We start from the raw sequence: 14,742 nt of genomic DNA on the forward strand, positions 1-14,742 counted from the left end.
TACCGACCCATCGAAGGGACCCGTCCATGGCACGTCCGAAGAAGCGCTTCCAGCAGCTGCTCGAAGAGATCGACCGCACCCCGTGGGGTCCTGCCGAGCAGGCTCTCGTCTCCGAGGCCGTCGCCCTGGCGCAGGAGATCGGCGACGAGCGGCTCGAGTACGAGGCGCGCATGCGGCAGACCGCGTCGGCGAACATGAACGGCGCGACCGACGTCATGCTGAACTCCTTCGCCTGGTGCCTCGCGCATCACGACGCCGACCCGCAGCGCTTCCCGAGCGACCTCGACTACGGTGGCGCCGACCTGATGTGGCAGTTCAAGTGGATGGCCTCGTCGCTGCGTTCCTCGCCCGCGTTCTCGCAGGAGCAGATCGTCGCGGTTCTCGACGACATGGAGTCCCACTACCGCACCGCCGGGCTGGGCCTCAGCGGCGTGCTGACGGCGCGTTTCGAAGACGCATGGGACGCCGGACGGATCGCGGATGCCGAGGCGCTGCGCGTGCAGCTCGAAGCCACTCCGCGCGACGAGCACAGCCACTGCGACGCGTGCGGACGCAGCCAGTTCGCGGGCTTCTTCGCCGAGACGGGCCGGGATGCCGACGCCATCCGCCTGGTCGAGGAGATGATCGAGGGCGGTTTCTCCTGCGGCGAGGAGCCGGAGCACGCCCTGTCGCGCGTGCTGCTGCCCTATCTGCGTGCCGGCCGCGGCGAGGAGGCGAAGACCGCGCACCTGCGCAGCTACCGTCTCGCCAAGGACAACCCCGACAACCTCCGCATCGTCGCCAACAACATCGTGTTCGCGGCACTGACCGGCAACGAGGCGCGCGCGCTGTCGCTGGTCGAGCGGCACATCTCCTGGCTCGCGCACGACGGGCTCAACGTCGACGCGCACTTCGCCGCGCTGGCCGCCTTCGCATTCGCCCTCGACCGCGTCACCGCGACCGGTCATGGCGACACCCCGGTGCGCGGCGCCGACGCCCCGGCCCTGGAGCAGTTCTTCGGCGCGCACGATGGCGCCTGGACGGCGCAGGAGCTCGCCGCGACGGCATGGGCCACGGCCGAGCGCATCGGCGCGGAGTTCGACCGGCGCGACGGCACCGACGGCCACGCGCAGGCCCTCGAACGGATGCGGGCCCTGGCGACCGAGCAGTACGACGTGCCGATCCGCTCCGACGCCTTCGTGGCGACGCCCGCGGCCACGAGCCCTGTCGACGCCGACGGCTGGTTCGACCGCGCGATGGAGCTCGCGCAGTACGGCGCCGAGCACGAGACGCTCGAGGCCCTCCCCCGTGCGAGCGGTGTGGAAGACCCCTACAAGCGGGCTCAGCTGCTGTCGATGCGCATCGGCATCCTGGTCGCGCTCGACCGCGCCGAGGAGGCCGCCGAGCTGCTCCCCGCGCGCGTGGCCGCACTGCGCGAGGCCGGGAAGGACGTGCAGGCCGGGCTCGAGGAGCGTCTGGGCCTGGCCACGTTCGGCCTGAACACCCCGGAGACCACCGCGGACCTCGAGGACGCACTGGCCGACGCCGCGTCGCTGCCCGCCTGGTCGCGCGGCGACCTCGCCATCAGCCGCGCGTCACTGCACCTGCAGTCCGACGAGGCGGATGCCGCGCTCGACCTGGCAGAGCACGCCGCGCGGGCGTTCGCCGAAGCGGAGGACACCCGGCTGTCGAACACGACCACGCTCGTGGCGATCCACGCCGTGCTGAGCAAGGGCGACATCGAATCGGGCGCCTCCCTGCTCGATCGCTTCCTGGCGCAGGACGACCTCAGCATCGGCCACCGTGCCCAGGCGCTGCAGACGCGTGCCCGCGTGCGTGGCGGCTCCGATGCCTACGTGGATGGCGCGACGGATGCCGATGAGGCCTGCCGCCTGCTCGCCGGTCTCGGCGCCACCCGGGCTCTCGCCGCAGCCCATCTGCTCGCCGGCGCGCTCTGGGAGGATGCCGGCCAGCCGGAGAAGTCTCTGGCCCGCTACCGGGTGACCGCGCGTCTGGTCGCGCAGGAGGGCGGTGACCTCGCCGGGGCGAACTTCCGTCTGGCGCGCGCCATGCTCGCGGTGGGCGATGCCGAAGAGGCGGCGGAGCTGTTCGGCACGGTGCTCGAGCAGGAGGAGCAGGCGGAGGTGCCCGCCGGCTCCCGCGCCATGACCGCGTCGATGCTGGCGCGGGCCCTGACCGGCGCGGGCGAGTACGGCCAGGCCGTCGGCGCCTTCGGCTACGCGGCCACGCTGTACGGAGAGGCCGAAGAGCACGCGGACCAGGCGATCTCGATGACCGAGCAGGCCAAGATCCTCGCCCGGTTCGACGAGAACGACGACGCGCTCGCGCTGCTGGAGTCCGCCGCGGAGATCGTGCGCCGCGCACCCGATGCGGTCGGCGCCCACGTCGAGGTGCTGCACAACCTCGGCCAGGTCTACGGCGGACGGCAGGACGAGCGCGCGTTCGCGCTGTTCGACGAGGTCGCCGCACTCGCGCAGGAGCACGAGGCCCACTGGCTGCTCGCCGACGTCACCGACTCCCGCGGCCGGGCGCTGGCCGAGATCGGCCGCGTCGACGAAGCCGTCGCCGCCGCGCTGACCGCCGCGGATGCGTTCGCGGAGATCGGTGACACCGGCGCGGCAGGAGGCTCGGAGCTGTTCGTCGCCCGTCTGCTCGTCGGAAACGACCGCGCGGGCGACGCCGTTGCCGTGTACCGCAGCGCTCTCGAGCACGGCGCCGCCCACCCGCCCCTGCGACAGGTGGCCGGTTTGGAGCTCGGCGACACGCTCGAGGCGCTCGGCCGTCACGGCGAGGCCGCGGAGGTGCGCGCGCTCATCGAGAGCTGAGCGCGGCGCCCTTCGTCTCCTCGCTGCGCTCGTCGCTCAGGGAGCGGACTCCGCACCCTGAGCGAGCGGAAGGGCACCCCACCGCCCCGGAGCCAGCGCAGCGCCCTGCGTCTCGCTCCGCTCGCTCAGGATCCGACGAAGGGCACCCCCGCCCGCGCTCTCAGAACAGCTGGCGCCAGTTCGCGCGAGCGAGATCGAGCAGCTCGTCGCCGCGGCCCGACATGACCGTGCGGATGGCGTAGAGCGCGAAGCCCTTCACCTGCGCCGCCTCGATCGCGGGCGGCATCGACAGCTCCTGGCGCTCGGTGACGACGTCGAGCAGGGCGGGACCGTCGTGGGCGAGGACTTCGCGGACGGCATCCGGCAGGTCCTCGCTGCGCTCGACGCGACGCGCGAAGATGCCCATGGCCTCGGCGATCGCGGCGAAGCTCGGGTTCTTCAGGTCGGTGCCGTAGGTGACGAATCCGGCGGCCTTCATCTCCAGCTCCACGAAGTTGAGCGAGGAGTTGTTCACCACGATCGTCTTGACCGGCAGATCGTTCTGCGTCAGGGTGATGAGCTCGCCGAGCATCATCGCGAGTCCTCCGTCGCCGGCCAGGGCGACCACTTGACGATCCGGATGCGCGACCTGCGCCCCGATGCCGTGCAACAGCGCGTTCGCCATCGAGCCGTGGGTGAACGAGCCGATCAGGCGACGGTGCTCGCTCATCTTCAGGTACCGCGCGGCCCAGACGGTGGGTGAACCGACATCGGCCGTGAAGATCGCGTCGTCCGCGGCCTGCTCGTTCAGCAGCCGCGCGAGGTACTGCGGGTGGATCGGACGCCCGGCCTTGGTCGGCACCGCGAGGTCGTCGAGCTTCGCCCTGGTCTTGCGGTAATGGGCGGTCGAGTCGTCGAGGTGGGAGCGGTCCTGCCTCTCGGCCAGTCGCGGCAGGAGCGCCTCGGCGGTCGCGCGGACGTCGCCGACCAGCCCCAGATCGAGCGGATGCCGCTTGCCGAGCTGAGAGCCCCGGATGTCGACCTGGATGGTCGTGGCGTGCTCCGGGTAGAACTGCTCGTACGGGAAGTCGCTGCCCAGCACGAGCAGCGCATCCGCCGCCTCCATCGCCCGGTAGCCGGAGGCGAAGCCGAGCAGGCCGGTCATCCCGACGTCGAAGGGGTTGTCGTACTCGATGAACTCCTTGCCGCGGAGTGCGTGCACGATCGGCGCGCCCAGCCGGTCGGCCAGTGCGATGACCTCGTCATGAGCCCCCTCGACTCCGGCGCCGGCGAGGATCGTGACCTTCTTCGCCGCGTTCAGCAGCGTCGCCGCCTGCTCGAGTTCCGCCCCGCTCGGGACGATGACCGGACGGGCGCGCTCGATCACCACGGCACGGTCGTCGGCGATCTCGGCCAGCGCCACGTCGCCGGGGATCACGAGCACCGCGACTCCGCGCTGCTCGATGGCGGCGCGCATCGCGATCTCCAGGAGTCGCGGCATCTGCTTCGGGTCCGCGACGTACTCCACGTACACGCTGCACTCGCGGAACAACTCCTGCGGATGCGTCTCCTGGAAGTACCCGGTGCCGATCTCGGTGGTCGGGATGTGTGCGGCGATGGCGAGCACGGGCACGCGCGAACGGTTCGCGTCGTAGAGGCCGTTGATGAGGTGCAGGTTGCCCGGCCCGCAGGAGCCCGCGACGACCGCGAGCTCTCCCGTGGTGGCGGCATCCGCTGCGGCGGCGAATGCGGCAGCCTCCTCGTGTCGCACATGCACCCAGCGGATCGTGCCGTCCTTGCGGAGGGCATCCGTGAATCCGTTGAGCGAATCACCGGGAAGGCCGTAGACACGGTCGATCCCGTTGGCGTGCAGAGTCTTGACGATGTTCTCAGCGACATTGGCCATGCTTCGACCCTACGCCCGGCCCGGTCGAGGGGCCTCGGAGTTCTGCCGCGCTTCGGACCCGAACCGGCACTATTCTCCGAGATCCGGTCGATCTCCGAGATCCCGCTGCGCACACACGACAGGGGCGGATGCCATGCAGCATCCGCCCCTGTCGTGAGAAGTGCGAAGACTCAGCCGACACGGATGAGCTTGCGGTTCACGAACTCGTCGGCGGCCAGGTGTCCCAGCTCGCGCGACGTGCCGCTGCGCTTCACGCCGCCGAACGGCAGCTCCGGGCTGTCGGCCAGCACGAGGTTGACGTAGACCATGCCCGCCTCGATCTGGTCGGCCACGCGCTCGGCCTGCTCGGCATCCGTCGTGAAGACGTAGGAGCCGAGGCCGAACGACGTGTCGTTCGCGAGCGCGACCGCAGCCGCCTCATCCGCGACGCGGTAGACGACCGCTGCGGGGCCGAAGAGTTCCTCGCGGTACACGTCCATCTCCGGCGTGACGTCGGCGAGCACGGTGGGCGCGAAGAAGGCGCCGTCTCGGGTGCCTCCGGTGAGCAGCGTCGCCCCCTGCTCCACGGCACGGTCGATCTGCTTCTGCAGGTTCTCGGCCGCGGTCTCCGACGCCACCGGCCCGAGCACGGTGTCGTCGAGGGTGGGGTCGGTCGCCTGCACGGATGCCATCGCCGCCGTGAACTTCTCGACGAAGGAGTCGTAGAGACCGTCGACGATGATGAAGCGCTTGGCGCCGTTGCAGGCCTGGCCGTTGTTGTCCAGTCGCGCGTCGACACCCGCCTGCACCGTCGCGTCGAGGTCGTCGGTGGACAGCACGATGAACGGGTCGGAACCGCCGAGCTCGAGCGCGACCTTCTTGAGGTTGCGACCGGCGATCTCGGCCACCGCCGCCCCCGCACGCTCGGAACCCGTGAGCGAGACACCCTGCACGCGGGGGTCCGCGATCATCGTGGCGATCTGCTCGTTGGTCGCCAGGACGTTCTGGTAGGCGCCCTTCGGGAATCCCGCATCGTGATAGATCGCCTCGAGCGCGGTCGACGACTCGGGGCACTGCGGTGCCGGCTTCAGCAGGATCGTGTTGCCGACGATGAGGTTCGGCGCCGCGAAACGCACGATCTGGTAGGCCGGGAAGTTCCACGGCATGATGCCGACGAGCGGGCCCAGCGACGAACGACGGATGATCGCCGAACCATCTCCGAGGATCGCGATCGGCTGGTCGGCCATGATCGCCTCGGCCTGGTCGGCGTAGTACTCGGCGATGTCGGCGGCGAAGTCGACCTCGCCCAGAGCGGCCTCGCGCGGCTTGCCCATCTCGCGCACGAACACGTCGGCGAGAGCCTCGCGACGCTCGCGGTGCAGCTCGGCGGCACGGCGCAGCAGCGCGGCACGCTCCGCGACGGTCGACGAGCGCGACCACTCCCGGTGCGCGTCGTCGGCGGCCGCGACGGCCTCCTCGATCTGCGCGTCGGTGAAGGTGTCGAAGGACGCCAGCGTCTCTCCGGTGGCGGGGTTGATGACGGCGTAGTCGGTCATGTCTCGTCCTCTCTGCAGGCCGGTCAGGAGACCGGGATCAGCGTGTACTTGGTGGACAGGTACTCGTGGATGCCCTCGAAGCCACCCTCGCGGCCGACGCCGGACTGCTTGACGCCGCCGAAGGGAGCTGCCGCGTTCGACACCACGCCCACGTTGAGACCCATCATGCCGGTCTCGAGAGCGTCGATCATGCGCTGACCGCGCTGCAGGCTCTCCGTGAACACGTACGACACCAGTCCGTACTCGGTGTCGTTGGCCAGGCGCACGGCCTCTTCCTCGGTCTCGAAGGTGGCGATCGCGAGCACCGGTCCGAAGATCTCCTCGCGCAGGATCGCGCTGCCGGCGACCACGTCGGTGAGCACGGTCGGCTCGTAGAAGCTGCCGACGCCGTCGAGCGCCTTGCCTCCTGCGAGCAACGTGGCGCCACGGCCCACGGCCTCGTCGACGAGCTCGCCGGCCTTGGCGACGGCGTCGTCGTCGATGAGCGGTCCGATCGCCACGCCGTCCTCGGTGCCGCGACCGATCTTCATGGCGTCGACGCGCTCGGTGATGCGCTTGGCGAACTCACCGGCGATGTCCTTATGCACGATGAAGCGGTTGGCCGCCGTGCACGCCTGGCCGATGTTGCGGAACTTCGCGGCCAGCGCGCCCTCCACTGCCTTGTCGAGATCGGCGTCGTCGAAGACCACGAACGGCGCGTTGCCGCCGAGCTCCATCGACACGCGCAGCACGCCCTCGGCAGCCTGCGCGATGAGCTTGCGGCCCACCTCGGTGGAGCCGGTGAAGGAGAGCTTGCGCAGACGAGGGTCGGCGATGATCGGAGCAGACAGCGCGCTCGAACGCGAGGTCTGCACGACGTTGACGACGCCGGCGGGAAGTCCGGCCTCCTCCAGCAGCGACACGAAGAAGATGGTCGTCAGCGGCGTGAGTGCCGGGGGCTTGATCACCACGGTGCATCCCGCGGCGAGGGCCGGAGCGATCTTGCGCGTGGCCATCGCGAACGGGAAGTTCCACGGCGTGACGAAGAACGACGGGCCGACCGGACGCTGCGACACGACCATGTGGCCCGTGCCCTCGGGGTTGAGTCCGTAGCGGCCGTTGATGCGCACCGCCTCTTCGCTGAACCAACGGAGGAACTCGCCGCCGTAGCCGACCTCGCCCCGCGCCTCGGCGAGCGGCTTGCCCATCTCGAGGGTCATGAGCAGCGCCAGGTCCTCCTTGCGCGCCTGCACGAGGTCGAACGCACGACGCAGGATGTCGCTGCGCGTACGCGGGGCGGTGGCTGCCCACGAGTCCTGTGCGGCGACCGCGGCGTCGAGTGCACGGATGCCGTCGCCCGGCGTCGCATCCGCGATCGTCCGGATGACCTCGCCCGTCGACGGGTCCTTCACATCGAAGGTGCCGCCGGTCTCGCCGTCGACCCACTGACCGCCGATGAAGAGGCCGGTGGGGATGCTGTCGAGCAGCGCCTGCTCTGCCGGTGCGATCTGAGTGCTCATGGATTCTCTTTCTGTGGGGAGTGGGGGTCAGCGACGGCGGGCGCTCGGCGGGGCGTCCATGCTCAGCGTCTTGCCGCGGAAGAAGTCGGGATTCACGATCCTCTGGACGAGCATCAGCACGGCGCCGAAGACGAGCAGACCGACGCCGATGAAGAACACGATGCCGATGCCGCCCTCACCGTTCGCATCGGCGCCGATGGCGATCGATCCGAAGTCGGGTGCGAGGCTGTCGATCGCGGTGATCACGAAGAGCACCAGCAGGATGACTCCACCGACGAGGGGGCTCGCGAGCTTGAAGAAGAAGTCCTTGCCCGAGTCGAACCACTGGTGACGGAAGTACCACACACACGACAGCGCGGTGATGCCGTAGTAGAAGCAGATCATCATGCCCAGCGCGAGGATCGTGTCCCACAGCGCGTCCTCGCTGAGGAAGCGCATCACGGCGTAGAACCCGCCCGCGACGATGGCCGAGGCGATCGTCGCGAATCCCGGCGTGAAGAACCGCGGGTTGACACCGGCGAATCGCTGCGGCATCGCCCCGTAGTGCCCCATCGCGAGCAGAGTCCTGGCCGGGGAGATGAACGTCGACTGCAGCGACGATGCCGACGAGGTCAGCACGGCCAGCGAGAGCAGGAACGCAAGGCCCCCCATCACCGGGCCGGACAGGGCGAAGAACACGTTGCCGCCGATGTCCTCGTTCATGAGCCCGAGGCCCTCGTCGCCGATGCCGGAGTACATCAGGCTGCTGACCGTGAGCAGCAGGTAGATCGCGATGATCGAGAGCACCGTGAGCATGGCCGCGCGTCCGGGCGTGCGCTCTGGATCCTTGGCCTCTTCGTTCATCGTGAGGGTGACGTCCCATCCCCAGAACATGAAGACCGAGGCGGAGAGGCCCATCACGATCACCGAGATCCCGCCCTGGATCGCGAAGGGGTTGAACCACGAGAGTTCGGGCATGTGCGGCTCGAAGGCGCCACCCTGGACGGTCTGCACGATCGCCATCACGGCGAACACCACCAGGATCACGATCTGGAACGCCACGAGGCCGTACTGCAGCTTCTGCGAGGTCGAGACGTCCCGATACGACACCCAGGCGGCGAGAGCGACGAAGATCAGACACACGGCCACGTTCACGAACGGGTTGCGAGTGATCTCGGCGATCGCCTCATTGCCGGAGATCTGCGAGATGAGCAGGAAGAGGAAGTCCACGGCGATGCCGGCGAGGTTGGAGAGCACCAGGATCGTCGCGACGATCAGACCCCACCCCGCCATCCAGCCGACGTACGGTCCGAATGCCCTGGTCGCCCAGGTGAAGCTGGTGCCCGAGTCGGGCATGGCCTTGTTGAGTTCGCGGTACCCGAAGGCGACGAGGAGCATCGGGATGAACCCGAGCAACAGGATCGCGGGCACTTGGAATCCGACGGCGCCCACCGCGCCGCCGATGCCGGCCGTGTACGTGTACGCCGGGGCGATGCACGAGATCCCCATCACCAGCGCACCGAGCACGCCGACGGTGCCGACGCTGAGTCCCTTGCGGGAGATCCCCCCGGTCACCGGCGCCGCGGCGTCGGTGGCTCCGCCGAACTCGGGCTCCATTGCCCGACCTGTCGTGGTCATCAGAGGGTTCCTCCCTCGCCACGCGTACGCGGGACGACGATCATTGGTACGGGAAGCTCGTGCAGCATCTTCGCTGCCGTGGAGCCGAGGAAGAGCCGACGCGGCTGGGCGAGCCTGCTCGATCCGACGAGGACGACCTCGCCCGGAAGCCAGGAGAGATGAGCGACGGCATCTTCGACGCTGTCGCCGGGCGCATCCACGGAGGAGGCGTCGAGGCCGCTCGGCAGTGCCGAGGCGACCTTGGCGAGCGCCTCATCCGCGTGCGCGTTTCCGACCAGCCGGATGGCGCCGGTGTCGAGCCCCGGGGGGACATCGAACGGGACGAGGGAGACGAGGCGGATGCCGCTGCCGCTGTCCCTCGCGACGGCGACGGCCTCGTCGAGGAGCGCATCGGCGCCCGGACGGGTACCGACGGCGACCGTGACCCGGGAGATGACGTGATCGTCGGTCGAGGCCGTTCCGGCGGGAGCGAGCGCGACGGGGATCGTGGAGGAATGCAGCAGCTCGGAGGCGACGCTTCCGAGGCGGTGGCGCCCGAAGATGCCTCCCCCTGCGGCTCCGACCACGATGAGGCGCGCGCCGAACTCCTCACCGGCGGCGATCAGCCCTTCGGCGAACGACTCGGCGATGCGCACGTGACCGCTGCGAGCGATCTCCTGAGGCAGCCGGACGATGGCGTCCTGCAGCCATTGCCTGGCCTGGGCCTTGATGTGATCCTCATAGGCGCGCTCGGGCGGGACCACCGACGGGCTGCGCGTCCCTTCGGACGGGAGTACGAGCACGAGGTGCAGCTGCGCGCCGAGGCTGCGGGCGAGGCGCGCGCCGAGAGCGGCCGCGTCGGCCCCCGCATCCGTCGCCGTGTAGCCGACGACGATCGACCCCCCGGGCATCAGCTGCCCTCGGCGGAGCCGGCGTCGCGGCTCGACTCCACGATCTGCGAGGCGACCAGGCGCCCCATGCGGATCGCGCCGTCGACGTGCTGGTAGCCGGCTCCGGCCATGTCGCTGCAGGCGAAGCTGATGGGTCCGACCGGGGTGCGCAGGTCGGCACCGTAGCGGTGCAGGCCCCCCATGTCGAAGCTCGCTGCGTAGGCACCCCGGGTCCACTCCTCGCTGCCCCAGTCGCTCTCGTAGTACACGACAGGGTTCTTGGCCTCGGGGCCGTAGTAGTGCGAGAGCGACTCGAGGATGCGCTCCTTGCGCTCCTCCGCCGAGAGCTCGAAGACACCGTCCGCGTTGCGGTCGGAGACGAAGCCGACCAGGGTTCCGCGCTCGTCGCCGTGGTTGGTGTTGTCGTAGGCCTCGTGCGAGAGCTCGTACGGGCTGAACGCGGTGCCGCTCAGACCCTGCTCGCGCCAGAACGGCCGGTCGTAGACGGCGTGCACCTTGATCACGAAGCCCATCGAGAGGTGCTGGTGCAGCTGGTGCTGACGCCGTGGCAGCGGCGGCACGAACGAGATGCGGTCGTACAGCACCGGGGCGTGCGCGAGGATCGCGAAACGGGCGCTGACGGTCAGGTCGTCGGTGGTGGCCCGCACGAACTGGGCCCCTGAGCCTGTCGAAGGGTCGCCCCATTCGAGCGTGCGCACCGGCTGGTTCAGGAACACGTCGTCGCCCAGGCGCTCGGCGAGCCGGATCGGCACCTGCTGCAGCCCGCCCACGACGCGCTTGTCGAGGATGAAGTCCGCGTCGACCAGGTGCGAGTAGGAGCCGGCGGATGCCGCCATCAGCAGCGACTGCAGCAGAGAGAACGCGTGAGTCGGCTTGGTGAGCATCGCGGAGCCGGTCGCGAAGGCCAGGTTGCGCACGGCCTCGTCGTCATCGGTCTGCGCGCGCAGCCAGGCGTCCCAGGTGACGGAGTCCCACTCGGCGGCGTTCGGGTGCTCCCAGGGCTTGTCCGGGTCGATCTCGGCGACCATCGCGTCGAGCCGCTCGGTGATCTCGGCGATCACACGCTCGGTCTCCGCCGATACCGGGAACATCTCACCCGTGAAACGGTGACTCTGGCCGTCGGGTCCGACGTAGACGCTGTCCCCTTCGCGGTAGCGGCTGTACGTCTCCAGGCCGAGCTCGGCGACCGTGTCGATCAGCGCATCCTGATCGGGCGAGACCCACTGTCCGCCGATCTCGAGCATGGCGCCGTCGATGACGTCGGTCCAGAGTCGCCCTCCGACCCGGTCCCTCGCCTCGAGGACGGCGACCGAGAGGCCGGCCTTCCGCAGGTCGTTCGCCGCTGTGAGCCCTGCGGCTCCGGCGCCGACGATGAGCACGTCGCGTGTGATCTCAGCCATCTGCAACTCCTTCGTTGGGAAAAATGCCGGTCGCGACCCGAAATCCCCCGATTGGGGTCGCGACCGGACGTGGGGTGGGGCCGCGCGGGAGCGCGACCTCGGGCTTCTCCTAGGCCGCAGCGAGTGCCGCGGCGACGACGTCGAGTCCTTCGCGCAGGAGATCGTCGCCGATCGCGAGCGGAGGGAGGAAGCGGATGACGTTGCCGTACGTACCGCAGGTGAGGACGATGACGCCCTGTGCGATGCACGCCTTCGCGACGGCCGCGGTGAGTGCGGCGTCGGGAGCGTTGGTCTCGGGGTCGACGAACTCGGCCGCGATCATCGCGCCGTGACCGCGGACGTCGCCGACGCGCGGGTCTTTCTGCTGGATCGCGGTGAGACGCTCGGTGAGGATCGCGCCGATCTCGCGGGCGCGCTCGATCACTCCGTCGTTCTCGAAGACGTCGATCGCGGCGAGCGCCGCAGCGCAGGCGATCGGGTTGCCGCCGTAGGTGCCGCCGAGTCCGCCGGCGTGCGAGGCGTCCATGATCTCGGAGCGACCGGTCACGGCGGCGAGCGGAAGCCCGCCGGCGATGCCCTTGGCCGTCGTGATGAGGTCGGGCTCGATGCCGAAGATCTCGCTCGCGAACATGTGACCGGTGCGGGCGAAGCCGGTCTGCACCTCGTCGGCGATGAAGACCACGCCGTTCGCGCGGCACCACTCGACGATCGCGGGCAGGAAGCCGTCGGCCGGGACGATGAAGCCGCCCTCGCCCTGGATCGGCTCGATGATGACGGCGGCCAGGTTGTCGGCGCCGATCTGCTTCTCGAGCTGCAGGATGACACGGGCTGCGGCCTCCGGTCCTGCGAGTCCGTCGCGGAACGGGTACGACATCGGGGCGCGGTACACCTCGGGGGCGAAGGGCCCGAATCCGCTCTTGTACGGCATGGACTTGGCGGTCAGCGCCATGGTCAGGTTCGTGCGGCCGTGGTAGCCGTGGTCGAAGGCGACGACCGCCTGGCGGCCGGTGTGCTTGCGGGCGATCTTGATCGCGTTCTCGACGGCCTCTGCGCCGGAGTTGAACAGCGCGCTCTTCTTGGCGAAGTCGCCGGGGGTGACCCGGTTGAGCGCTTCGGCGACCTCGATGTACGACTCGTACGGCGAGATCATGAAGCAGGTGTGGGTGAACTGCGCCGCCTGCGCGGCCACGGCGGCGGCGACCTTGGGGTGCGCGTTGCCCACCGTGGTCACGGCGATGCCGGACCCGAGGTCGATGAGCGAGTTGCCGTCTGCGTCGACGACGACTCCGCCGCCGGCGGCTACGGTCGCGACGGGCACGGTGTGACCGACACCGGCGGCGACGGCATCCGCCTTGCGCGCCAGGATCTCGGCCGAGCGGGGCCCGGGGAGTTCGGTGACCAGACGACGCTCCTGGGGGAGGTCGGGTCCGCCGAGGGGAACTGCAACAGCTGCGGTGTCGAGGAGTGCCATGTCGCGAGCGTACGGTCACCCTCCGACATGCCGCATTCGCCACCTTGTACAATCTGACTGTTCCGCTGTACGTCCTGTACAGCGGAGCAGACGCCCAGGAGGAACCATGGCCAGCGCAGAGCAACCGACGCTGCGGGCCCTGCTGTCCCGCCGCGATCTGGGGCTGCGTCTGGTCTCCCCCGACGACTCCCTCCCCGCCGAGGCGCTCGACCGCCCTCTGCGGTGGGTGCACAGCTCCGACCTGGCCGACCCCACGCCGTTCCTGGCCGAAGACCTCGTGCTGCTCACCACCGGCACCCAGTTCGACGACGCCGAGGCGATCGACCTCTATGTGAGCCGCCTGATCGACCGCGGCGTCCTGGGGCTCGGCTTCGGCACCGAGGTGCATCGCACCGGCATCCCGGAAGAGCTCCTCACCGCCTGCGTGACCCGCGGCCTCCCCCTGTTCGAAGTCCCCTACCGCACCCCCTTCATCGCCGTGGCGCGCGCGCACTCCGAGGCGATCGCCGCGCAGGCGTACGCGCGCCGCTCCTGGGCCCTCGACACACAGCGCGGCCTCGCCCTCGCCGCCCTCCGTCCGCGCGGACTCGACGCGACGCTGGACGAACTGGGACGCCGCCTCAGCGCCTGGGTGGGGATGTTCGACGCCGCCGGCGCCCTGGCCGTGACCCATCCACGCGATGCGATCGGACGCGCCGTGCTCGACCGGCTCGGCGAGCGCGTGATGGAGATCCTCGCGCGCGGGCTCGAAGCGGGCCAGTCGCTCACGATCGACGAGCACACCTTCATGCTGTTCACGATCGGACGCGGCGGGCAGTTGCGCGGAGTGATCGCCCTCGCGATCGATGCGCTCGACCAGGAGGCGCGTTCCGTCGTCACCTCGGTGATCGCGATGGCCGGACTCTCGATGGAGCAGAGCGAGCAGCTCGCCCGCAGCCGCCGCCGCTTGAACACGCAACTGCTGGTCTCGCTGCTCGACGACGACCCGACCCTGGCTCGACGGGTGCTCGGCGGACTCCCCCAGACCCCGATGGTCGTGGCTGTCGCGGCAGACGCTCCCGCCGGCCCGCTCGCCGACTGGTGGGAGCGGCAGCGTACCGAGCATGGCACCGCCTACTTCCTCGCCGAAGCGGACGACGGCCTCACCCTCTGCGTCTCCGCGAATGACGAAGCGCTCCTCGACGAGGTCGCGACGCGCTTCGGCGTCCGGATCGGCGTCTCGGAACCCGAGGGCTTCGACGCCTTCTCCCGCGCGCACGCCCAGGCGCTCACCGTGCTGCGCCAGCACGGGACCACCGGCGCCGAGCGCTACGCCGACACGATCGGCGCCAGCATCCTGTCCGCACTGGCCACGGATGAGGCACGACTGGTGGCCGAGTCGCGGCTGGCTCCGCTGCGCGAGCACGATGCCCGCACGGGGTCCGAACTGGAATGGTCGCTGCGGTGCTGGTTGGAGCACGACGCCCGCGCGGAGTCCGCAGCGGTGGTGCTCGGCGTGCACCGGCACACGCTCCGCGCCCGCATCTCCCAGGCCGGCTCCCTCCTGGGCACCGACCTATCGACCTTCCCCGCTCGAGCGGAACTGTGGACGCTGCTGCAGACGGCCAGGGAGTGACCGCG

General features: G+C 69.9%; 9 protein-coding genes. 2 read left to right on the top strand and 7 right to left on the bottom strand.

What is annotated here, in order from left to right; translation table 11 throughout:
- Nucleotides 1-26 precede the first annotated feature (26 nt).
- On the top strand, nt 27-2,825 hold the full coding sequence (locus ACIOVG_RS16875) for a hypothetical protein (protein ID WP_400875998.1): 2,799 nt from the start codon (nt 27-29) through the stop codon (nt 2,823-2,825).
- A 160-nt stretch (nt 2,826-2,985) separates the two neighbouring features.
- Here ACIOVG_RS16875 and poxB read toward each other — a convergent pair whose 3' ends face one another.
- From poxB to gabT, 7 genes are all read right to left on the bottom strand, one after another.
- On the bottom strand, nt 2,986-4,710 hold the full coding sequence (gene poxB, locus ACIOVG_RS16880; protein ID WP_400876001.1) for a ubiquinone-dependent pyruvate dehydrogenase: 1,725 nt from the start codon (nt 4,708-4,710) through the stop codon (nt 2,986-2,988).
- A 170-nt stretch (nt 4,711-4,880) separates the two neighbouring features.
- Complete coding sequence (locus tag ACIOVG_RS16885) at nt 4,881-6,245, bottom strand: NAD-dependent succinate-semialdehyde dehydrogenase (protein WP_400876003.1); 1,365 nt, start codon at nt 6,243-6,245, stop codon at nt 4,881-4,883.
- A 23-nt stretch (nt 6,246-6,268) separates the two neighbouring features.
- Complete coding sequence (locus ACIOVG_RS16890) at nt 6,269-7,744, bottom strand: NAD-dependent succinate-semialdehyde dehydrogenase (protein ID WP_400876006.1); 1,476 nt, start codon at nt 7,742-7,744, stop codon at nt 6,269-6,271.
- A 27-nt stretch (nt 7,745-7,771) separates the two neighbouring features.
- A complete protein-coding gene (locus tag ACIOVG_RS16895; RefSeq protein WP_400876009.1) occupies nt 7,772-9,361 on the bottom strand; it encodes an APC family permease in 1,590 nt (529 codons plus the stop codon).
- Nucleotides 9,361-10,251, bottom strand: coding sequence for a universal stress protein (locus tag ACIOVG_RS16900; protein WP_400876011.1), 891 nt, complete (start codon nt 10,249-10,251; stop codon nt 9,361-9,363). Before ACIOVG_RS16900 ends, ACIOVG_RS16895 begins: the two co-directional genes overlap by 1 nt.
- Nucleotides 10,251-11,651: a flavin monoamine oxidase family protein gene (locus ACIOVG_RS16905; RefSeq protein WP_400876013.1), complete on the bottom strand. Its 1,401-nt coding sequence runs from the start codon at nt 11,649-11,651 to the stop codon at nt 10,251-10,253. The genes ACIOVG_RS16900 and ACIOVG_RS16905 overlap by 1 nt, the downstream gene beginning before the upstream one ends.
- Before the next feature lie 109 nt (nt 11,652-11,760).
- Nucleotides 11,761-13,122 (bottom strand): 4-aminobutyrate--2-oxoglutarate transaminase, encoded by a 1,362-nt coding sequence (gene gabT / locus ACIOVG_RS16910; protein ID WP_400876016.1) that lies wholly within the window; start codon nt 13,120-13,122, stop codon nt 11,761-11,763.
- 106 nt (nt 13,123-13,228) lie between these two features.
- On the opposite strand from gabT, the gene ACIOVG_RS16915 reads away from it, so the two are divergent.
- Nucleotides 13,229-14,737 (top strand): PucR family transcriptional regulator, encoded by a 1,509-nt coding sequence (locus ACIOVG_RS16915; RefSeq protein WP_400876019.1) that lies wholly within the window; start codon nt 13,229-13,231, stop codon nt 14,735-14,737.
- Nucleotides 14,738-14,742: the final 5 nt, after the last annotated feature.

It is taken from the genome of Microbacterium sp. NPDC087591 (assembly GCF_044743625.1).
Taxonomy (GTDB): Bacteria; Actinomycetota; Actinomycetes; order Actinomycetales; family Microbacteriaceae; genus Microbacterium.